The following is a 21,150-nucleotide window of genomic DNA, read 5'->3' as shown; positions in this document are numbered from 1 at the left end:
GCCGCTCGTATCCTGTGCCCCACGACGCCCCGGCGCCGTCCCCACCGCCGTCCACGAGGAGACCCCATGCGCACCACCCGCCTGACCGCCCTGGCCGCCGTCGCCGCCCTGGCGCTCGCGGCGTGCGCCCCGGTCGACGAGGCCACCGCCCCCGCCGACACGGCGACCGACGGCGCCCTGCCGACGCTGACGGACGGTGTGCTGACCGTCGCGACGTCGAACCCCGCGTACGAGCCCTGGGTCGTCGGCGACGACCCGTCGTCCGGCGAGGGCTTCGAGGCCGCCGTCGCGTACGCCGTGGCCGCCGAGCTCGGCTTCGCCGCCGAGGACGTGACCTGGGTCGAGGCGAGCTTCGACCAGATCATCGCGCCCGGGGCCAAGAGCTTCGACATCGCGGTCAACCAGGTGTCGATCAGCCCCGAGCGCGCCGAGAACCTCGACTTCTCCTCCCCCTACTACGAGACCACGCAGGCCGTCGTGACGCTCGAAGGGTCCCCCGCCGCGGGCGCGACCTCCCTCGCCGACCTCGCCGAGGTCCGCATCGGCGCCATGGTCGGCACCACGAGCCTGACGGCCGCGCAGGACGCGATCGACCCGACCACCGCGGTCTCCGCGTTCAACGACAACGACCAGGTCAAGCAGGCGCTGACGTCGGGGCTCGTCGACGCCGTCGTGGTCGACCTCCCGACGGCGCTGTACATCACCGCAGCGGAGCTCGACGGCGGCGTGCTGCTCGGCCAGCTGCCCGACAGCGCCGGGGGCGACACCTTCGGCCTGGTGCTCGACCAGGGCTCGCCGCTCACGCCCGCCGTGACCGCCGCCGTCGACGCCCTGCGCGAGGACGGGACGCTCGCCGCGCTCGAGGAGGAGTGGCTCACCGACGCGGCCGGCGCGCCCGTGCTCGAGTGAGCAGCCCGGACGGACCCGCGGCGACGGGGTCCACGCCGTCCGCGTGGACCCCGTCGGCGCGCCAGCGCGAGCGGGACGCGTACCGGCGCACCCGCGCACGGCGGTCGACCGCGGTCGCCCTGCTCTCGACCGTCACCCTCGCCGTGGTGGCGGTCCTCGGCGTGCGGGCCAGCCCGGGCTGGCCGCGCGTGCGGGCGTCGTTCTTCGACCTCGACGTGGCGCTCGCCTCCCTGCCGGCGGTGCTCGAGGGGCTGTGGCTCAACGTGCGCGTCATGGCCGTCTGCGCCGTCGTGATCGTCGTCGTCGCGCTCGCGCTGGCCCTCGCCCGCACCGTGCGCGGCCCCGCGTTCCTGCCCCTGCGGCTGCTCGCGACCGCGTACGTCGACGTGTTCCGCGGCCTGCCGCTCATCCTCGTGCTGCTGCTCGTCGGGTTCGGGCTGCCCGGGCTGCGGCTGCAGGGCGTCCCCACCGACGCCGTCGTCCTCGGCGGCCTCGCGCTCGTGCTCACCTACTCGGCGTACGTCGCCGAGGTGTTCCGGGCCGGCATCGAGTCGGTGCACCCCTCGCAGGTGGCCGCAGCACGTTCCCTGGGGCTGACCCGGGGGCAGGCCATGCGGCACGTCGTCCTGCCGCAGGCCGTGCGGCGCGTCGTACCACCGCTGATGAACGACCTGGTCTCGCTCTCCAAGGACTCCGGGCTGATCTCGATCCTCGGGGCCATCGACGCCGTGCGCGCCGCCCAGATCGCCACCGCGGAGTACGCCAACTTCACGCCCTACGTCGTCGCGGGGGTCCTCTTCGTGCTCATCACCATCCCGCTGGCCCGCGTCACGGACGTGCTGGCCCGGCGGTCCGGCTGGCTCGGCGCCCAGAGCGGGCTCGCCGGCGCGGGGGCCATGCGGTGAGCGCCGAGGACCCCCGGGCCGCGGACGCCCCGCTGCTGAGCGTCCGCGGCGTGCGCAAGTCGTTCGGCGACCACGTCGTCCTCGACGACCTCTCGCTCGACGTCCACGCCCACCGCGTCGTCGTCCTCATCGGCGCCTCCGGGTCGGGCAAGTCGACGCTGCTGCGCTGCATCGACCTGCTCGAGGACGTCGACGACGGCGTCATCGAGCTCGAGGGGCAGGACATCACCGACCCGCGCCTCGACGCCGACGCCGTGCGCGCCCGCATGGGCATGGTGTTCCAGTCGTACAACCTCTTCCCGCACCTGCGCGTGCTCGACAACGTCACCCTCGCCCCGCGGCTGGTGCACCGCACGTCCCGTGCGCAGGCCGAGGAGCAGGCCATGGCGGTCCTCGAGCGCGTCGGGCTCGCCGGCAAGGCCCGGGCGTTCCCCGACGAGCTCTCCGGCGGTCAGCAGCAGCGCGTCGCGATCGCCCGCGCCCTGCTCGGACGACCCGCCGTCCTGCTGCTCGACGAGGTGACGAGCGCCCTGGACCCCGAGCTCGTGGGCGAGGTCCTCGACCTGCTCGGCGAGCTCAAGCAGACCGGCCTGACCATGCTGCTGGCGACGCACGAGATGGCGTTCGCGCGGGACGTCGCCGACGAGGTCTGCTTCCTGCACGAGGGTCGCGTGCACGAGCGCGGGCCCGCGGCACAGGTGTTCTCGGACCCCCGGCAGCCGCGCACCCGGGAGTTCCTGCAGCGCTTCACGTCCTGACGCGCACGAGCCCCGGACGTCGGTGACGTCCGGGGCTCTGCGGGGCGCGTCAGGCCTGCGGGAGCTCGCGGCCCAGGGCCACCGCGATCATGTCCTCGCGCGGCACCAGCTTGATGCGCTCGCGGCCGTGCGGCTCGCCCAGCGCGCGCTCGTAGGCGTCGAGGAGCTGCCAGCCCGACCACTCGACGGGCTCGGCACCGCGCGTGCGCAGGAAGTCCAGGACCGCCTGCGGGTCGCGCTCCGCGGCCGTGTAGAAGTCCGTCCCGCCCTCGGCCACGTCCTCGCCGAGGTGACGGATCGTCTCCGACGCGTCGGACTTGGTGTGGCCGATCAGGCCGACCGGTCCGCGCTTGATCCACCCGGTGGCGTAGACGCCGGGGATCGGCTCGCCGTCCACGTCGATGACGCGGCCCTCACGGTTCGGGATGACGCCGGCGACGTCGTCGAACGGGATGTCGACCAGCGGGGAGCCGAAGTAGCCGACCGCGCGGTACACGGCCTGCACGGGCCAGTCCTGCGTCTGCCCGGTGCCCGTGGCGTTGCCGTCGCCGTTCAGCGCGGTCCGCTCCGTGCGCAGCCCCACGACCTTGCCGTCCTCGCCGAGCACCTCGACGGGCTTGTGCAGGAAGTGCAGGTGGATGCGGCGCGAGGCGGTGAGGTCCTCGGGCTCCTTGAGCGTCCAGTCCGTGAGGGTCTTGACGACCTGCTTGGTCTGGTTGCTCGAGTGGATGGCGGCCATCGAGCCGTCGTCGAACTCGAAGTCCTCGGGGTAGACGACCACGTCCACGTCCGGGACGTGCCCGAGCTCACGCAGCTCGAGCGGGGAGAACTTGGCCTGCGCCGGGCCGCGGCGCGCGAACACGTGCACGTCGGTCACCGGGCTGGCCTTGAGCAGGTCGTAGACGTTGGCCGGGACCTCCGTGGGCAGGAGGTCGTCCGCGTGCTTGGCCAGGATGCGGGCGACGTCGAGCGCCACGTTCCCCGCACCGAGCACGGCGACCTGCTGCGCGTGCAGCGGCCAGGTGCGCGGCACGTCGGGGTGCCCGTCGTACCAGGAGACGAAGTCCGCGGCGCCGTAGGAACCGTCGAGGTCGATGCCCGGGATCGGCAGCGCGGCGTCGCGGATGGACCCCGTCGAGAAGATCACGGCGTCGTAGAACTGGCGCAGGTCGTCCAGCTTGAGGTCCGTGCCGTAGTCGACGTTGGCCAGCAGGCGGATGTCGCCGCGGTCGAGGACCTTGTGCAGGGCCACGATGATCTGCTTGATGCGCGGGTGGTCGGGTGCCACGCCGTAGCGGACGAGGCCGAACGGCGCCGGCAGCCGCTCGAAGAGGTCGATGCTGACGTCCAGGTCGGTCTTCGCGAGGATGTCCGCCGCGTAGATGCCGGCCGGTCCGGCGCCGACGACGGCGACGCGCAGGGTCGGGGTGCTCACGGGTCCAGATGCCTTCCGGTCACGGGTCGGGTGGGCGCGCACGGCCGCTGGGGCAGCGGTCCGGCGCGGGCCGACGGACAGTCAAGCACCCGTACCGCCCTGCGACGCCCCTGCTGCACGCGGACACCGCGCGAGCACTGCTGCCGACCAGTGTAGGTCGCGAGGTGAGGTGAACCTCACGTCCGCTCCACGATACGGACATCCCACCATGCGGACATCTCAGGATGCGGGACGCGAGGCGCCCCGGGCTCGTCAGTCGTCGTCGACCTGGATGACCCGCTCGCCCATGCGGACCTGCCAGCCGGGGCCGACGACCGCGCGGGCGCCGGGCGGCAGCACGCGCGCCTCCCCGTCGGGGTCGACCACGACCGTGCCGTTGGTCGAGCCGCGGTCGAGGACCCAGAGCTCGGCCGGCGCCGTCGACGGGCCGCTGCCGGGAGCCGCGACCGGGCCGAACTCCAGGTGCACGCGCGAGACCGACCGGCTCGGGTCGTCGATCGCGACGACGTGCAGGATGTCGCGCCCGTCCCCCGCGCTCGGCTTGCGGCCCACCAGGCCGCGCCCCGCGACGCGCACGCGCTGCCCCGTGTCGAACAGCAGCGTCAGGGCCGACGTGCGGCGACGCAGCTGGGCCGGGTCGGCCACCCGGGTGTGCTCGAGGTCGACCAGGTCGTCGTCGACCTCGTCCGCGGGCGCCACGGACGGCGGGAGGGACGCCGGGACCCCCTTCACCGGCGACCACGTGCCGCGCGCGGCGTCGTGCCCCGTGCCGCGCGTCGCCTCGGTGCGCCCTGCGGCCTCCAGCCACGCCGGCGAGTCGATCAGCCGATCGGGCGCGGGCCGGGCCGCCGCGGCACCGCCCGCAGGCGGGGTGCGGACGGTGACGTCGTCGTCCGGCTGCTCCGTCGGCCGCGGACCCGGGCCCGGCGCGCCGACGACCGGGCCGGCACCCCCGCCGGGACCGGAGGCGGCAGGCGCCACCTGCTCCTGCGTCGCCTGCTCGTGGGCGTCCCCGACCTGCCCGGCAGGACCCGCCGCCGCCTGTGCGGGCGGTGCCGCGCTCGCCGCCGCGGCGGCCTTGGCGGCCATCGCCGCGCGGCGGACGGCCGCGCTGCGGCGCACGACCGTTCCCGACGCCTTGTCGTGCCAGCCCCGCTGCGCGGGCGTGCGGTCCCAGGCGCCCGACCCGGCCACCACCCACGTGCCGACGAGGAGGCCGAGACCGCCCGCGGCCAGGACGAGCTGCCGGACCGCCGCGGCCCGCCAGCCCGGCACCCGGCCGGTGCGCGCGTCGAGCGTGAGGAGCCCGACCATCAGCGCGCCGAGCGTACGACCGCGCAGCCCCTCGAACGCGATCTGCCCCAGGAGGGCCACCACCGGCAGCAGCCACGTGAGGAACGCCGCCCCGTCCCCCACGAGGAGCACGACCAGGACACCGACCGAGAACGCGGCCAGGAGGACGAGCACGTCGACCGTGTGCGCGAGCAGCCGCGACCCGATGGTCGGCACGTCCTGCGGGGCGACCGGCGCGACCGCCGGGCTCTGCGCGGACCCGTCGGATGGCGGCACCGCCGCAGGTGGGGTCGGCGACGCCGGAGCAGGGGCGGCTTCCGGGCGCGGGGGCAGCGACGGCGGAGCGGCGACCGCGGCGGGCTGCGGGCGGTCCGCGGGCCGGGGCGGGGCGACCGGAGCACGCCGGGCGGCAGCGCCGACGTGCTCGGCCGGGCCCTGCGGGGCAGCGACGGGCCGGGCCGCCGGGCCGACGGGCTCCACCACCGGCCGTGCCCCTCGCGGTGCTGCGGGCGGTGCTGCGGACGGCGCGGGACGCGACGGGGGGGCAGCGGTCGGTGCCGGGCCCTGCCACGGTGCACCCAGGGGCGCGGGCGCGGGACCGTCCGCACCCGTCGTCCGGGGCTGCGCGGACGGAGGATCGGCGGCGGGGCGGCGCGCGGGAGGCGCGGCGGCGACCCCTGGGGCGGGCGGTGCGGGGCGCGACGGTGCGGGGCTGGACGGAGCGGCGCTCCCGGGGGCCGCGGGAGGAGCGCCCGCGGCGCGCGCGGCGGGCGCGGCACGCGTGGGCAGCGGTGCGGCCGCGCCCGGCGCGGCGGCCGTGGGGCGCGACGTCGGCGCCCAGGTGCCGGACGCCCCGGCGGTCTGCCCGGTCGTCGGACGGCGGGCGGGCAGCGCGGCGGCGCTCCCCGCGGGCGGAAGGGGGGGGCCCACGGGAGGCACCGGCGGGGCCGGCGGGCCCGCCACCGGGCCCGGGGAGGACGACGACGCGGCCGGTGGCGCCACGGCTGCCCGCGACGGGGCGGGCGACGACGGGGCAGGCGACGACGTGCCAGGACGCGCGGCCGGGGCGCCGTCACGGCGCACGGGCTCGGCGGGCACCCGGGGTCCGGACGGGCCCGTCACCGGCCCGGGCGCAGCGGCCGGCGCCGGCGCGGCTGGGGCACCGGGGCGCACGTCGCCGGGCGACGCGCCGCGCGGCAGCCGGGCGCCGGCGGACCGGGCGATGCGCGGGACGGGTGCGCCGCAGACCGCGCACCGCTCCCCCTCCGGGCGCAGCGCAGCGCCGCAGGCGGCGCACCGGGGCGCTACGGGTCCAGAGCTCACTCCACGTCCCTCCAGGCTGGGCGGATGCGGCGCCATCGTGCCAGATCGGACACCCGTCCGGGCACCGTCATCCGGGGTTCACCCCTGTGGCGTCGACGACCACGACCGTCACGTTGTCCTGCCCGCCGGCGGCCAGCGCGTCGTGCACCAGCACCTGCGCGGCCCGCACCGGGTCGTCGTGCTGACGCAGCCGGGCCTGGATGCGCGCGTCCGACAGCACGTCGGACAGGCCGTCGGAGCAGACGACGATGCGGTCGCCGACGCTCACGGGGAAGATCCACAGGTCCGGCTCGACCTCGGCGGCCCCGCCGCCGAGGACGCGGGTCACGACGTTGCGCCGCGGGTGCCGGACCGCGTCCTCCACGGGGATGAGCCCGTCGGCGACCATCTGGGCGACCTCGGAGTGGTCCTGGGTGAGCTGCTCGAGCACACCGCCGACCATCCGGTACGTGCGGGAGTCGCCGATGTTGAGGACCAGCCAGCACGTCACGCCCTCGCGCTCGGTGACGACCACGCCCGAGAGCGTGGTGCCCGGGCGCCGCTCACCGCCGACCGGCAGGGCACGCACCTGGGCGTGGGCCTCGCGCAGCACGTCCCGCACCTGCTCGAGCGTCGGCGACGTGCCGGCCAGCCGGCTGACGACGTCGACGACGACCCCCGCCGCCACCTCGCCCGCCTCGTGCCCGCCCATGCCGTCGGCCACGACGTAGAGCCCGTTCGCGGCGTGGACCGCGTCCTCGTTGGTCTCCCGCCCGGCACGGTCGGTCGCGTACCCCGCGTGCAGCTCGACGGGCGGGGTCATGGCACGGTCACGACGCCCGGTCGACCAGGGCGTCCGCGAAGTCGACGAGCGCGTCCCGGGCCGGGCCCGCCGGCAGGGGGCGCAGCTCGTCGACGGCCGCCCGGGCCAGGTCGACGGCGCGACGACGGGTCAGGGCCACGACCTCGTGCTCGCGCAGCGCCGCGACGGCGCGGGCGAGGTCGGCGTCGTCCGACAGGTCCGAGTCCAGCAGGGCGACGATCCCGGCGTCGGCCGCGTCACCGGTGCCGGCCGCCACCCGCTGGCGCAGCAGGAGCGCCGGCATCGTCGGGACGCCCTCGCGCAGGTCGGTCCCGGGGGTCTTGCCGGTGACGGTGCCGTCGGAGGTGAGGTCGATCACGTCGTCCGCGAGCTGGAACGCGACACCGATCGTCTCCCCGAACCGGGTGACGGTGTGCACGACGTCGGCGTGGCAGCCCGCGAACATCGCGCCGAAGCGCGCCGAGGTCGCGATGAGCGACGCCGTCTTGTCCGCCAGCACCTGCAGGTAGTGCTCGACGGGGTCCTGGTCGCCCTGCGGCCCGACGGTCTCGTGCAGCTGCCCGAGGCACAGGCGCTCGAACGTCGCCGCCTGGATGCGGACGGCGTCCGGGCCCAGCCCCGAGACGACGTTCGACGCCCGGGCGAAGAGAAGGTCGCCGGTGAGGATCGCCACGGAGTTGCCGAACACCTCGTGGGCGGACGGTGCCCCGCGGCGCAGCGGTGCGGAGTCCATGACGTCGTCGTGGTACAGCGACGCCAGGTGCGTGAGCTCGACGACGGCGGCCGCGTCGACGACCTCGCGCCGCGACGGGTCGCCCAGCTCGGCGGCCAGCAGCGTGAGCAGCGGGCGCAGCCGCTTGCCGCCGGCGTTGACGAGGTGGCGCGACGCGTCGTCGGCCAGCGGGTCGGCGTGCGCCACCGCGTCGCGCAGGAGCTCCTCGACGAGCTGGAGCCGCGCGGTGAGCCGCTCGGCGAGCTCGGCGTCGTGGAGCGGGAGGGCGGGGGTCGACGTCACGGCACGAACCTATCCGTCCGGAGCGGTCGCGTCCGAACCGGACGCGGCACCGGGTGCGCCGCGCGCGACGGGCCGCGCACCCGGCTCACGGCAGGAACGCCGCAACCGAGGCGATCGCGTCGAGGACCGGCGAGGGCACCACGCCGAGGACCACCGTCAGCACCGCGCACACCCCGACGGCGGCCGCCGTCAGCCCCTCGCCGCCGACCACCACCGTCGACGGACGCGTGCCCACGACGGGCTCCGCCGTGACCGTGGCGGTGGCGGCACCCGCCTCGACGGCTGCGGCCGGGGTGGTCTCTGCAGGGGTGGTCGTGACCGCGTCGCCGTCGGACGCGTCCGACGGCGACGCGGGAGCGCCCTCGGGGTCCGTGAAGAACATCAGCACGATGACGCGCACGTAGAAGAACGCGGCCGCGGCCGAGGCGAGCACACCCACGACGGCCAGCGGCCAGGCACCGCCCTCGACGGCCGCGGAGAACACCGCGAACTTTCCGGTGAACCCGGCCGTGAGGGGGATCCCCGCGAACGACAGCAGGAACAGGGTGAAGGTCACGGCCAGCAGGGGGTGCGTGCGCCCCAGCCCGGTCCACTGGGTCAGGCTGGTGGCCTCGCCGAGCACCGCGGGCTCGTCGTCGTCGGCGCCCCGCTCGCGCACGAGCGTGACGAGCCCGAAGGCCCCGACGCTCGCCGCACCGTACGCCAGCAGGTAGAAGAGCACGGCCGTGACGCCGGAGCCGACGAGGGCCACGACGCCGGTCAGCACGAAGCCGGCGTGCGCGATCGAGGAGTACGCGAGCATGCGCTTGACGTCGGTCTGCACGAGCGCGGCGACGGTGCCGACGACCATCGTCACGGCGGCGACGGTCCACAGCACGACCGACAGGTCCCACGTCATGCCGGGCAGCATCACGTAGACGACGCGCAGCAGGGCGCCGAACGCGGCGACCTTGGTGCAGGCCGCCATGAACGCGGTGACCGGCGTCGGGGCGCCCTGGTAGACGTCGGGCGTCCACTGGTGGAACGGCACGGCACCGACCTTGAAGAGCAGGCCCGCCAGCAGCATGAGCGCACCGACGACGAGCAGGCCCTCGAGCCCGTTCGCGGTGGCGGTCGCGGCCGCGATGTCGGAGAACGCGAGCGAGCCCGCGTACCCGTAGAGCAGCGCGATGCCGAACAGCATGATCGCGGAGGTGAAGGCGCCGAGCAGGAAGTACTTCATCGACGCCTCCTGCGAGAGCAGGCGCCGACGTCGGGCCATGCCCGACAGCAGGTACAGGGGCAGCGACAGGACCTCGAGCGCGACGAACAGCGTCAGCAGGTCGTTGGTCGCGGGGAAGACCATCATCCCGCCGGTCGCGAAGAGCAGCAGGGGGTAGACCTCGGTCTGCTGCAGACCGCGGCGGCGCGCGAGCTCCTCGTAGTCCGACCCCGGCACGGACGCCGCGGACGGCGCGAAGGCGTCCTCGTCGCCGACGAGGCGGTCGGCGACGACGAGGAGCGACAGCAGCGCGAGCAGCGCCACGGTCGCCTGGAGCACGAGCGTGGGTCCGTCCACGACGAGGGAGCCGCCGAGCACGTCGGTGCCGCCGGTCGCGGCCACGTCCGACCACAGCGCCGCCACGGCGACGAGGGCGCCGCCGAGCGCGAGCGCCGCCAGCGACAGCTGGACGAGGCGCCGACGGGCGTCGGGCACGAACGCCTCGACGAGCACGCCGACGACGGCGGCGAGCAGCACGATCAGCACGGGGGCCATCGGGCCCCAGGCGATCTCCGGTGCGACGAAGGTGCTCACTCGTCCTCCCCTTCCACGGCGACGATCGGGGCCCAGGTCGGTGCGACGTCGTCGACCCCGACGTCCGCGAGCGTGCCCTGCGCGGGCGCCCGGAAGAGGTCGAGGGCCGGGCCGGGCAGGAAGCCCAGGACGAGCATGAGCGCGACCAGCGGGCCGACGGCCCACCGCTCGCGGGTGCCGAGCTCGGGCGTCCGCTCGAGCCCGGGGCGGACGGGCCCGGTGAACACGCGCTGGTACGTCCACAGCACGTAGAGCGCGGCCAGGACGACGCCGAGGGACGCGACCACCGCGGCCGCGGGGTGCCGGGCGAAGGTGCCGACGAGCACGAGGAACTCGCTGACGAACGTCGACAGCCCGGGCAGCGACAGCGCCGACAGGCCCACCACGAGGAACACGCCGGCCATCACGGGCGTGACCTTCTGCAGCCCGCCGAAGTCGGCGACCTGCTGCGAGCCGCGCCGGGCCGCAAGGAAGCCGACGAGCAGGAACAGCGCCCCCGTCGACAGGCCGTGGTTGACCATGTAGAACGACGAGCCGGCGACCGAGGTCGACGTGAACGCGAAGATGCCCAGCACGATGAACCCGAAGTGCGACACCGAGGTGTACGCGACCAGGCGCATGAGGTCCTTCTGCCCGATCGCGAGCAGCGCGCCGTAGAGCACCGAGACGACCGCGAGGACGATCACCACGGGCGCCGCCCAGCGCGAGGCCGTCGGGAACAGCGGCAGGCAGAGGGTGAGCATCCCGAACGTGCCGACCTTGTCGAGGACCCCGACGAGCAGCGTGGACGTGCCGGCGGGCGCCTGCTCGGCCGCGTCCGGGAGCCACGTGTGCACGGGGAACATCGGGGCCTTGATCGCGAACGCGAGGAAGAACGACACGAAGAGCCACTTCTCGACCGTCGGGTCGAGCGGCAGACCGACGAGGTTCTCGGTGAGGAAGCCCTCGGGGCCGCCCGGGCCCTGCGCGTACAGGCCGATGACGCCCACGAGCATGACCAGGCCGCCGGCGAGCGAGTAGAGCAGGAACTTCACGGCCGCATACCGGCGCCGCGCTCCCCCGAACGCCCCGATCATGAAGTAGACGGGGATGAGCATCGCCTCGAAGACGACGTAGAAGAGGAAGACGTCGCGGGCGGCGAACACGACCACGACGAACGCCTCGAGCAGCAGCACGAGCGCGAGGTAGTGCCGCAGCGCGTCGGTCGGACCGGCGTCGGAGCCCTGCTCGCGCCAGGCCGCGAGCACGACCAGCGGGACCAGGACGAGGGACATGAGGATCAGCGCGAGCCCGACGCCGTCGACGCCGAGCGCCCACGACACGCCGAGCGCGGGGATCCAGGGGTAGGTCTCGAGCAGCTGGTGGGTGCCGGCTGCGGCGGTGTCGAACGCGAGCAGCGCGCCGACGCCGAGCGCCAGGGTCGCCAGCGCGACGACGAGCGCCACGGTGCGGGCGTGCGCGCGGGCGGTGCCGCGCAACGACCACAGCGCTGCCGCGCCGAGCGCCGGCACCACGACCAGCGCGGTGAGCCAGGGGACGTCCTGCATGTTCTCGCTCCTCCAGCTCTCAGCCGCGCACGGCCAGGACGACGAACGCGAGCACGACGACGCCGACGACCATGGTCGCGGCGTACGACCGGGCGAACCCGTTCTGCAGACGGCGGACGACGTCGCCGGCGCCCACGGTGAGGCGGGCCAGCCCGGTGACGCTCCCGTCGACGACGGTCTTGTCGCCGTACACCAGGGACCGGGTCAGGTACTGCCCCGGCTGGACCAGCACCGCGTCGTTCACGGCGTCCTGGTGCAGGTCCACGCGTGCGGCCCGGGTCAGGACCGTGCCGACGGGGGGCACGACGGGCACGGTCGAGACCGCGTAGGCGCGCCAGGCGAGCACGAGCCCGACGGCGACGGCCACGAGCGTCAGCGCGATGATCAGCCACACCGGCAGCACGGGCTCGTGGTGCTCGGCGTGCCCGACGGACGGCTCGAGCCACTCGACGAACCCGACGGCCGACAGCACCCAGCCGAGGCCGACGGAACCGACCGCGAGCACCACCATCGGCACGGTCATCAGCGCGGGCGACTCGTGCGGGTGCTGCTCGGTGCCGTCGCGGCGCTCGCTCCAACGCTTGCTGCCCTCGAAGGTCATGAAGAACAGCCGCGACATGTAGAACGCGGTCAGGCCCGCGCCGAGCAGCGCGATCCCGCCGAGCACCCAGGCGCGCCAGGGCTGGCCGTCGACCGGCATGAACGCGGTCTCGATGATCTTGTCCTTGCTGAAGTACCCCGCGAACGGCGGGACGCCGAGGATCGCGAGCCACCCGGCCATGAACGTGAAGTACGTGATCTTCATGTAGCGACCCAGGCCGCCGAACCGGCGCATGTCGACCTGGTCGTCCATGCCGTGCATGACCGAGCCCGCGCCGAGGAACATGCCGGCCTTGAAGAACCCGTGGGTCACGAGGTGGAAGATCGCGAACGCGTACCCGACGGGGCCGAGACCCGCCGCGAGGACCATGTAGCCGATCTGGGACATCGTCGAGGCGGCCAGGGCCTTCTTGATGTCGTCCTTGGCGCAGCCGACGACCGCACCGAAGAGCAGCGTGACCGCACCGACGACCGCGACGACGAGCTGCGCGGTGGGCGCGGCGGCGAACACGGCACCCGAGCGGATGATCAGGTACACGCCCGCGGTGACCATCGTGGCCGCGTGGATGAGCGCCGAGACCGGGGTGGGCCCGGCCATCGCGTCCCCGAGCCAGGACTGCAGCGGGAACTGCGCGGACTTGCCGCACGCGGCGAGCAGCAGCGCCAGGCCGACGAGCGTGAGCGTGCCCTCCGACGCCTGCGCGACCCCGGCGTCGACGGTCGCGAAGTCGAGACCGCCGAAGGCCGCGAACAGCAGGCCCATGGCCACCAGCAGCCCGACGTCGCCGACGCGGTTGGCCACGAACGCCTTCTTCGCCGCGACCGCGTACGGGGTGTGGTGGTTCCAGAACCCGATGAGCAGGTACGAGGCGAGACCGACGCCCTCCCAGCCGACGAACAGCAGCGCGTAGGAGTCCGCGAGGACCAGCAGCAGCATCGCGGCGACGAAGAGGTTGAGGTACGCGAAGAAGCGGCGCCGGGACGCGTCGTGCTCCATGTACGCCACGGAGTACACGTGGATGAGCGTGCCGACGAAGGTCACCAGCAGCACGAACGTCAGCGACAGGGGGTCGACCCGCAGCCCGGCGTCGACGCTCAGCGCACCGGCGTCGAACCACGTGCCGAGCGTGACGTCGTGGACCCGCTGCTCGGCCGGCAGGCCCAGCAGGCCGACGAGCAGCACGGCCGCGACGACGAACGACGCGGCGGACGCCAGGACGCCGAGCCAGTGGCCCCACCGGTCGGCGCGACGGCCGAGCAGCAGGAGCACCGCGGCGGACGCGAGGGGGACGGCGACGAGCCACACGGCGGCGGAGGCGCCGTCCCAGGGCACGGTCGCGACGGACGGGCCCGTGGCGGACGCCGTCAGGGACATCAGGGTGTGCACGTGGCGCCCCTCAGCTCTTCAGGAGGTTGACGTCGTCGACCGACGCCGAGCGTCTGGTCCGGAAGATCGCGACGATGATCGCCAGGCCCACGACGACCTCCGCGGCGGCGACCACCATGACGAAGAACGCGAGCACCTGGCCCGTGAGGTCGCCGTGCATCCGCGCGAACGTCACGAGCAGCAGGTTCGTCGAGTTGAGCATGAGCTCGACGCCCATGAACACGATGATCGCGTTGCGTCGCAGCAGGACCGTGGTCGCGCCGATCGCGAACAGCACCGCGGCCAGCACGAGGTAGTGGGTCAGGCTCACCGGGCGTCCTCCTCGTCGCCGGGGCGGGCGCCCGGGGCGTCGTCGCGGACCTCGTCGGCGTCGGCGGTCCGTGCCTCGCCGCTCGCGGCGCTGGACGTGGCCGGGCCGGGGGTGTCGAGGTCCTCGGTCGTGGCGGGGTGCTGCAGGTCCGGCAGGACGCGGGTACGGGCGGGCGGCCCGCCCTCCTCGGCGTCGGACGTGAAGGACCCCGCACCCGTCGCCCAGCCGCCGGCCAGCACCCGGTCGATGCGGGCGGCGTACTCGCGGGCGTCGGCCTCCTGCCCGCGCACGCGCAGCACGCGGGGCACCGAGTGCTCCAGCGGCTGCCCGTCGGGGCCGAGGGCCGGCACGTCCATGGCGTTGTGCCGGGCGTACACGCCGGGGGCGGGGAGCGGGGTGAGCAGCGCCCCGGACCGCAGGCGCCGCTCGGCGCGCTCCTTCTGGCCGAGGTGCGGCGTGAGCCGGCGGCGGTGCGTGAGGACGAGCGCCCCCAGGGCCGCGGTCACGAGCAGGGCACCGACCACCTCGAACGCGAAGACGTGCTCGCCGAACACCAGGCGGGCGACACCCGTGGGGTTGGAGTCGGCGTTGGCCTGGTCGAGCCCGACCGGCGTGGGGTACAGCGCGCGGCCGACGACGCCGACGAGCACGATCCCGAGGCCGACCCCGGCGAGCAGGCCCGTCCAGCGCTGGCCGCGGATCGTCTCCACGAGGGAGTCCGACCGGTCGACGCCGACGAGCATGAGGACGAACAGGAACAGCATCATCACGGCGCCGGTGTAGACGACGACCTGCACGACGCCGAGGAACACGGCGTCCTGCGCGACGTACAGGAACGCCAGCGAGATCATCACCACCACGATCGCGAGCGCCGCGTGCACGGCCTTGCGGGCGAAGAGGAGCCCGAGGGCGGACAGCACCATGATCGGCGCGAGCACCCAGAACAGGACGGCCTCGGCGGTCGTCGTCTGCCCGGTCGACGTGAGCGAGGCCGGCACGGTGGCGGCCAGGTGCAGGGCGGCGTTCACCGTGCACCCCCCTGGCGGTGCGCGCCCGCGGTGATCGCGCGCTGCGCGAGCCGGGTCTCGCCGAGGTCGGGCACGGTCGCGCCCTGCGCGGCGTTGACCGGCAGCGTCGGGTCGTCGGGGCGGTGCTCGGCGACCCAGTCCACCTGCGCCTGCGTGCTGCCCGTGACCTCGCCCCGGTAGTACTCGGTGTCGGTCGTGCCCTCGACCATGGGGTGCGGCGTCGAGAGCTGCCCCTCGCGCAGCGGCGCGAGCAGGTCCTGCTTCTCCCAGATCATCCCGGCGCGCGTCGGACCGGCGAGCTCGTACTCGTTGGTCATGGTCAGCGCCCGGGTCGGGCACGCCTCGATGCACAACCCGCAGAAGATGCAGCGCAGGTAGTTGATCTGGTAGACGCGGCCGTACCGCTCCCCCGGCGAGAACTGGGCGTCCGGGGTGTTCTCGGCGCCCTCGACGTAGATCGCGTCCGCGGGGCAGGCCCACGCGCACAGCTCGCAGCCGATGCACCGCTCCAGGCCGTCGGCGTACCGGTTGAGCTGGTGGCGCCCGTGGTAGCGGGGCTTGGTCGGCGGCTGCTCGCGCGGGTACTGCTCCGTCACGGTGGGCCGGAACATGTTCGCCAGGGTCACGCCGAACCCGCCCGCGGGCGACAGCGCTCCCGCGAGCCCCGTGCGGGGCTCGATCATCGAGCGGTAGCCCTCGGCGGGGCGGTCGACGTCCCCGCCGGTACCGGCGGGCTGCACCTGCCGCCCGGCGGCGTCGGTGCCGCCGGGGTCGTTCTGGCGCTCGTCGCGGTCAGCCACCGCGCACCTCCAGGGGGGTCTCGGGTCCGTCGGCGGCCTCGGCCTGCCGGCGTCGGGCGCGGGGGGACGGGGGCAGCACCTGGCCCGGCAGCGGCGGCACGGGGTAGCCGTCGGCGAACGGGTCGATCTCCTGCGGCTGCGTCGGGCCGGTCGCGGCCGGCGGCTTCTTCTCCGGCACGAGGAACGAGGCGACCAGCCCGGCGACGACGACACCGGCGAGCACGAACAGCAGGGTGCGCAGGTCGACGTCCCAGAACTGCCGGGTCGCCTGGACGAGCGCGACGGCCACGACCCACACGAGCGCGGCCGGGATGAGGACCTTCCAGCCGAGCTTCATGAACTGGTCGTACCGGAACCGCAGGAGCGAGCCGCGGATCCACACGAACACGAACATCAGCAGCCACACCTTGGCGAGGAACCACAGCACGGGCCACCAGCCGGTGTTGAGGACGCCGTCGCCGATCGTCGACAGCGGCCAGGGGGCGCGCCAGCCGCCGAGGAACAGGGTCGTGGCGACCGCCGAGACGTTGAGCATGTTGATGTACTCCGCGAGGAAGAACCACGCGAACTTCATCGACGAGTACTCGGTCATGTACCCCGACACGAGCTCGCCCTCGGCCTCGGGCAGGTCGAACGGCAGCCGGTTCGTCTCCCCGACCATCGCGACGAGGTAGATGACGAACGCCGGCAGCAGCGGCAGGAACCACCACACCGCGGTCTGGGAGTCGACGATCTGCGACGTCGACATCGACCCGGCCATGATGAACACGCTGACCAGCGACAGACCCATCGCGAGCTCGTAGCTGATGACCTGCGCGGTCGACCGGACCGCGCCGAGCAGCGGGTACGTCGACCCCGACGACCAGCCGCCGAGGACGATCCCGTACACGCCGACCGACGCGCACGCGAGGATGTAGAGCACCGCGACGGGGAAGTCGGTCAGCTGCAGCGGCGTCACGACGCCGAAGATGCTCACCTCGGGCCCGAACGGGATGACCGCGTACACCAGCAGCGAGCAGAACACCGCGATCATCGGCGCGACGATGTAGACGAGCTTGTCGGCCGCCTTGACGGTGAGGTCCTCCTTGACCAGGAGCTTCATCGCGTCGGCCAGCGACTGCAGCAGCCCGAAGGGGCCGTGCACGTTCGGGCCCGGGCGCACCTGCATGCGGGCCACGACCTTGCGCTCGAACCAGATCGCGATGAGCACGCTGGTCAGCAGGAACACGATGATCGCGACGGCCTTGAGCAGCCACACCCAGAACACGTCCTGGCTGAAGTCCGCCGTCACGGGGGCGACGGCACCGTCGCCGACCGCTGCCCAGACGCTCATGCGCGCTCCTCCTCGTCGGCCCCGACGCGCACGACCGTGCCGGTGCCCGCGCCGAGCGTGTCGCGCACGGCGCAGCCGCGGGCGTTGGTCGGCAGCCACACCACGTGGTCGGCCATCGGTGTCACCAGGACGGGCAGCACGACCGCGCCGCGGTCGGTGCTGACGCGCAGGTCGCCGCCGTCGGCGACGCCGCACGCGGCGGCCGTCGCGGCGGAGACGCGGGCGACCGGGCGGGTCGCGGTGCCCGCCAGGTACGGCTCGCCGTCCTGCAGGCGTCCGGCGTCGAGCAGCTGGTGCCACGTCGCGAGGACGGCGTGCCCCGGGGGCACGGGGTCCGGCTCGCGCGGGTCCACGTCGGGGGCCGGCACCCGGGCGCCGTCCCAGCCGCCGAGCTGGTCGAGCTCGGCGTGCACGGCCGCGAGCGTCGGCAGGCCCAGCTCGACGCCCAGGGCGTCGGCGAGCCGGTCGAGGACCCGGTGGTCGGGCAGGAACGTCGTGGTCAGGGCCTGCGGGAACGGCCGCGGGCGGCCCTCCCAGGTGACGTACGTGCCGGGCTTCTCGACCGGCGGCGCGACGGGCAGCACGACGTCGGCACGGTCGGTGACCTCGGACGCGCGCACCTCGAGCGAGACGAGGAACGGGACGGCGTCGAGGGCCGCGCGGGCGAGCCGCGGGTCCTGCACGTCGGCCGGGTCGACCCCGCCGACGACGAGCGCGCCGAGGTCGCCCGCGGCGGCCGCCGCGAGGATCTCGTCGGCGCTGCGCCCCGGCCGGGCGGGCAGGTCGTCCACGCCCCACACGGCCGCCATGTCGATGCGGGCCGCGGGGTCCGCGACCGGTCGGCCGCCGGGCAGCAGGGTCGGCAGCGTCCCGGCCTCGACGCCGGCGCGCTCACCGACGCGACGCGGCACCCAGGCCACCCGTGCCCCGGTGCGCCCGGCGAGCCGCAGCACCGCGGACAGCGCGCCCGGCACGGTCGCGGCACGCTCGCCGACGAGGACCACGGCCCCCGGGGCGGCCAGCGCCTGCGCGGCCCGCGCGAGCAGGTCCTCGTCGGCGTCGGCCTCGAGCGCGTCGAGGACCTCCGGCTCGGTGCCCGGCGCAGCGGCCAGCAGGGTGCCGTCCAGGCGCTGCAGGCCACGGCTGGCCAGCGGCGCGACGGACCACACGTGCGTGCGGCCGGCGACGACGGAGCCGCGCAGCCGCAGGAACAGGACGCCGCCCTCCTCCTCCGGCTCGAACGCGACGCACAGCACCGCGGGCGCCGCGACGAGGTCGGCGAAGGTCACGTCGAGGGTGCGGCCGGCCACGAGGTGGCCGAGCAGCTGCTCCTCCTCCGCCGAGTGCGGCCGCGACCGGTGGTCGACGTCGTTGGTGCCCAGCGCGACACGGGCGAGCTTGGCGTACGCGTAGGCGTCCTCGAGGGTCAGCCGCCCCCCGGGGAGCACGCCGACGCCCGCCCCGGCGACCGCCGCGCGCAGCCCGGCGGCCGCGGTGTCGAGGGCCTCGGTCCACGAGCACGGCTCGAGCGCGCCGCGGGTGCCGTCGGCCTCCCGGCGGCGCACGAGCGGCGTCGTGATCCGGTCGGGCGCCGACTGCCAGCGGAACGCGAACCGGTCCTTGTCGGTGGTCCACTCCTGGTTGACGACCGGGTCCTCGCCCGCGAGGCGCCGCAGCACCACGCCGCGGCGGTGGTCGACGCGGATCGCCGAGCCGTTGGCGTCGTGCTCGGCGACCCCCGGCGTGGAGACCAGGTCGAACGGCCGCGACCGGAACCGGTAGGCCGCGCTCGTCAGGGCGCCGACCGGGCAGATCTGCACGGTGTTGCCCGAGAAGTACGACGCGAACGGCCGTCCGCTGGTGTCGAGGGTCGCGGCCCCGACCGGGGTGTCCCCCGCGAACCCGAGCACCTCGGTGTCGAACGTGCCGATCTGCTGCTGCGCCCCGCGCTTCTGCAGGTCGATCCACACGTCCCCGGCGATCTCCTCGGAGAACCGGGTGCAGCGCTGGCACAGCACGCACCGCTCCCGGTCGAGCAGCACCTGCGTCGAGACGGAGATCGGCTTGGGGAAGGTGCGCTTGACGTCGACGAACCGGGTGGTGGCCCGGCCGTTGCTCATGGCCTGGTTCTGCAGGGGGCACTCGCCGCCCTTGTCGCAGACGGGGCAGTCGAGCGGGTGGTTGATGAGCAGCAGCTCCATGACCCCGTGCTGGGCCTTGTCGGCCTCGGGGGACGTGTGCTGCGTCCGCACGTCCATGCCCGGCGTCGCCTCGAGGGTGCACGAGGCCTGCGGCTTGGGCATCTTGGCGACCTTGCCGTCACGACCCGGCGCCCAGACCTCGACGAGGCACTGCCGGCACGCACCGGCGGGCGCGAGCAGCGGGTGGTCGCAGAACCGCGGGATCTGGATGCCGAGCTGCTCGGCGGCCCGGATGACGAGCGTGCCCTTCGGCACCGTCGTCTCGGCGCCGTCGATCGTGAACGTGACGGTCTGCTCGGGCTCGGGCACCACCACCGGCGGTGCGGCGGGCACGAGGGGCGTGGTGACGGCCGCCGTGCGCGGCCCCTGCGTGACGGTCATGCGTGCACCCCTGCGAGCTGCGTCGGACGCGGCGTGTAGGCGAACAGGGCGGTCCGCTCCGGCGGGAAGAGCACGTCCGCGGGCGTGTGCGTGCCCGCCTCGAACTCCTCCCGGAAGTACTTCACGGCGCTGGTCACCGGGCTGGTGGCCCCGTCGCCGAGCGCGCAGAACGCGCGCCCGAGGATGTTGTCGCACAGGTCGAGGAGCAGGTCCACGTCCTGCGGCGTGCCCTGGCCCGCCTCGATGCGCTGGAGCACCTGGAGCAACCAGTACGTGCCCTCGCGGCACGGCGTGCACTTGCCGCACGACTCGTGCTTGTAGAACGCGATCCACCGGGTCACGGCCCGGACCACGGACGTGGTCTCGTCGAAGATCTGCAGCGCGCGCGTGCCCAGCATCGAGCCCGCCGCGCCGACGGACTCGTAGTCCAGCGGCACGTCGAGGTGCTCGGCGGTGAAGATCGGCGTCGACGAGCCGCCCGGCGTCCAGAACTTCAGCTCGTGGCCCTCGCGGACCCCGCCGGCCATCTCCAGCAGCTCGCGCAGCGTGATGCCGAGCGGCGCCTCGTACTGCCCGGGCCGCTGCACGTGCCCTGACAGGGAGAACAGCCCGTGCCCGGTCGACCTCTCGGTGCCCATCTGGCGGAACCAGTCCGACCCGCCGACGAGGATGCCCGGCACCGACGCCACCGACTCGACGTTGTTGACCACCGTCGGGCGCGCGTACAGCCCGGCGACCGCGGGGAACGGGGGCTTGAGGCGCGGCTGCCCGCGGCGCCCCTCGAGGGAGTCGAGCAGCGCGGTCTCCTCGCCGCAGATGTACGCCCCCGCACCGGCATGGACGGTGACCTCGAGGTCGAAGCCCGAGCCCAGCACGTCGGTGCCGAGGTAGCCGGCGGCGTACGCCTCCTCGACGGCGCGCAGCAGGCGGCGGTACACGTGCAGGACCTCGCCGCGCACGTAGATGAACGCGTGGTGGCAGCCGATCGCGTACGACGTGATCGCGACGCCCTCGATCAGCGCCTGCGGGCTGGCCATCATCAGCGGGATGTCCTTGCAGGTGCCCGGCTCGGACTCGTCCGCGTTGACCACGAGGTAGCGGGGGCCGCCGTCGGGCGCGGGCAGGAAGCCCCACTTCATGCCCGTGGGGAAGCCGGCGCCGCCGCGGCCGCGCAGGCCCGAGTCCTTCACGGTCGTCACCACGTCCGCGGGCTCCATCGCCAGCGCGCGGCGCAGACCGCGGTAGCCGCCGTGCTCCTCGTACGTGGCCAGCGTCCAGGAGCGCGGCGCGTCCCAGTGGGCGCTCAGCACGGGTGCCAGGGTCGTCAT

At 74.6% G+C, this 21,150-nt stretch carries 16 protein-coding genes; 3 read left to right on the top strand and 13 right to left on the bottom strand.

Annotated elements, in window-relative coordinates:
- Positions 1-66: 66 nt before the first annotated feature.
- The 3 genes from FBY24_RS12010 to FBY24_RS12000 are packed head-to-tail and all read left to right on the top strand — an operon-like array spanning position 67 to position 2,572.
- Positions 67-909, top strand: coding sequence for an ABC transporter substrate-binding protein (locus FBY24_RS12010; protein ID WP_142160876.1), 843 nt, complete (start codon positions 67-69; stop codon positions 907-909).
- Positions 906-1,814, top strand: a complete 909-nt coding sequence (locus FBY24_RS12005; RefSeq protein WP_142160874.1) for an amino acid ABC transporter permease — start codon at positions 906-908, stop codon at positions 1,812-1,814. The genes FBY24_RS12010 and FBY24_RS12005 overlap by 4 nt, the downstream gene beginning before the upstream one ends.
- Positions 1,811-2,572, top strand: coding sequence for an amino acid ABC transporter ATP-binding protein (locus FBY24_RS12000; RefSeq protein WP_142160872.1), 762 nt, complete (start codon positions 1,811-1,813; stop codon positions 2,570-2,572). The genes FBY24_RS12005 and FBY24_RS12000 overlap by 4 nt, the downstream gene beginning before the upstream one ends.
- A gap of 49 nt (positions 2,573-2,621) precedes the next feature.
- On the opposite strand, the gene FBY24_RS11995 is transcribed toward FBY24_RS12000, so the two are convergent.
- The 13 genes from FBY24_RS11995 to nuoF all read right to left on the bottom strand — a co-directional run bounded on the left by FBY24_RS11995 (position 2,622) and on the right by nuoF (position 21,150).
- Positions 2,622-4,007: an FAD-dependent oxidoreductase gene (locus tag FBY24_RS11995; protein ID WP_142160870.1), complete on the bottom strand. Its 1,386-nt coding sequence runs from the start codon at positions 4,005-4,007 to the stop codon at positions 2,622-2,624.
- A gap of 252 nt (positions 4,008-4,259) precedes the next feature.
- Positions 4,260-5,576, bottom strand: coding sequence for an RDD family protein (locus FBY24_RS11990; protein WP_160158501.1), 1,317 nt, complete (start codon positions 5,574-5,576; stop codon positions 4,260-4,262).
- Between the two features lie 1,114 nt (positions 5,577-6,690).
- Positions 6,691-7,425, bottom strand: coding sequence for a PP2C family serine/threonine-protein phosphatase (locus FBY24_RS11985; RefSeq protein WP_142160867.1), 735 nt, complete (start codon positions 7,423-7,425; stop codon positions 6,691-6,693).
- 7 nt (positions 7,426-7,432) lie between these two features.
- On the bottom strand, positions 7,433-8,440 hold the full coding sequence (locus FBY24_RS11980; protein ID WP_142160865.1) for a polyprenyl synthetase family protein: 1,008 nt from the start codon (positions 8,438-8,440) through the stop codon (positions 7,433-7,435).
- A gap of 85 nt (positions 8,441-8,525) precedes the next feature.
- Positions 8,526-10,235, bottom strand: a complete 1,710-nt coding sequence (gene nuoN, locus FBY24_RS11975) for an NADH-quinone oxidoreductase subunit NuoN (protein ID WP_142160863.1) — start codon at positions 10,233-10,235, stop codon at positions 8,526-8,528.
- The gene (locus FBY24_RS11970) at positions 10,232-11,782 is read right to left on the bottom strand and encodes an NADH-quinone oxidoreductase subunit M (protein WP_142160861.1); all 1,551 of its coding nucleotides are present in this window, start codon (positions 11,780-11,782) and stop codon (positions 10,232-10,234) included. Before FBY24_RS11970 ends, nuoN begins: the two co-directional genes overlap by 4 nt.
- 19 nt (positions 11,783-11,801) lie before the next feature.
- Complete coding sequence (gene nuoL, locus FBY24_RS11965; protein ID WP_370510986.1) at positions 11,802-13,769, bottom strand: NADH-quinone oxidoreductase subunit L; 1,968 nt, start codon at positions 13,767-13,769, stop codon at positions 11,802-11,804.
- A gap of 10 nt (positions 13,770-13,779) precedes the next feature.
- On the bottom strand, positions 13,780-14,079 hold the full coding sequence (nuoK, locus tag FBY24_RS11960; protein ID WP_140457349.1) for an NADH-quinone oxidoreductase subunit NuoK: 300 nt from the start codon (positions 14,077-14,079) through the stop codon (positions 13,780-13,782).
- Complete coding sequence (locus FBY24_RS11955) at positions 14,076-15,095, bottom strand: NADH-quinone oxidoreductase subunit J (protein WP_370511030.1); 1,020 nt, start codon at positions 15,093-15,095, stop codon at positions 14,076-14,078. Before FBY24_RS11955 ends, nuoK begins: the two co-directional genes overlap by 4 nt.
- Before the next feature lie 8 nt (positions 15,096-15,103).
- On the bottom strand, positions 15,104-15,907 hold the full coding sequence (gene nuoI, locus FBY24_RS11950) for an NADH-quinone oxidoreductase subunit NuoI (RefSeq protein ID WP_370510985.1): 804 nt from the start codon (positions 15,905-15,907) through the stop codon (positions 15,104-15,106).
- On the bottom strand, positions 15,900-17,240 hold the full coding sequence (gene nuoH / locus FBY24_RS11945) for an NADH-quinone oxidoreductase subunit NuoH (RefSeq protein ID WP_142160858.1): 1,341 nt from the start codon (positions 17,238-17,240) through the stop codon (positions 15,900-15,902). The genes nuoI and nuoH overlap by 8 nt, the downstream gene beginning before the upstream one ends.
- Positions 17,237-19,822 carry an NADH-quinone oxidoreductase subunit G gene (locus tag FBY24_RS11940; RefSeq protein WP_142160856.1) on the bottom strand — a complete coding sequence of 862 codons (2,586 nt, stop codon included), beginning with the start codon at positions 19,820-19,822 and terminating at the stop codon, positions 17,237-17,239. Before FBY24_RS11940 ends, nuoH begins: the two co-directional genes overlap by 4 nt.
- On the bottom strand, positions 19,819-21,150 hold the full coding sequence (gene nuoF, locus FBY24_RS11935) for an NADH-quinone oxidoreductase subunit NuoF (RefSeq protein ID WP_142160854.1): 1,332 nt from the start codon (positions 21,148-21,150) through the stop codon (positions 19,819-19,821). Before nuoF ends, FBY24_RS11940 begins: the two co-directional genes overlap by 4 nt.

It is taken from the genome of Cellulomonas sp. SLBN-39, assembly GCF_006715865.1.
In the GTDB taxonomy this organism is placed as follows: domain Bacteria; phylum Actinomycetota; class Actinomycetes; order Actinomycetales; family Cellulomonadaceae; genus Cellulomonas.
Note: the sequence above shows the minus strand (reverse complement) of the source record. Positions and strands in the feature narration are given on the sequence as shown.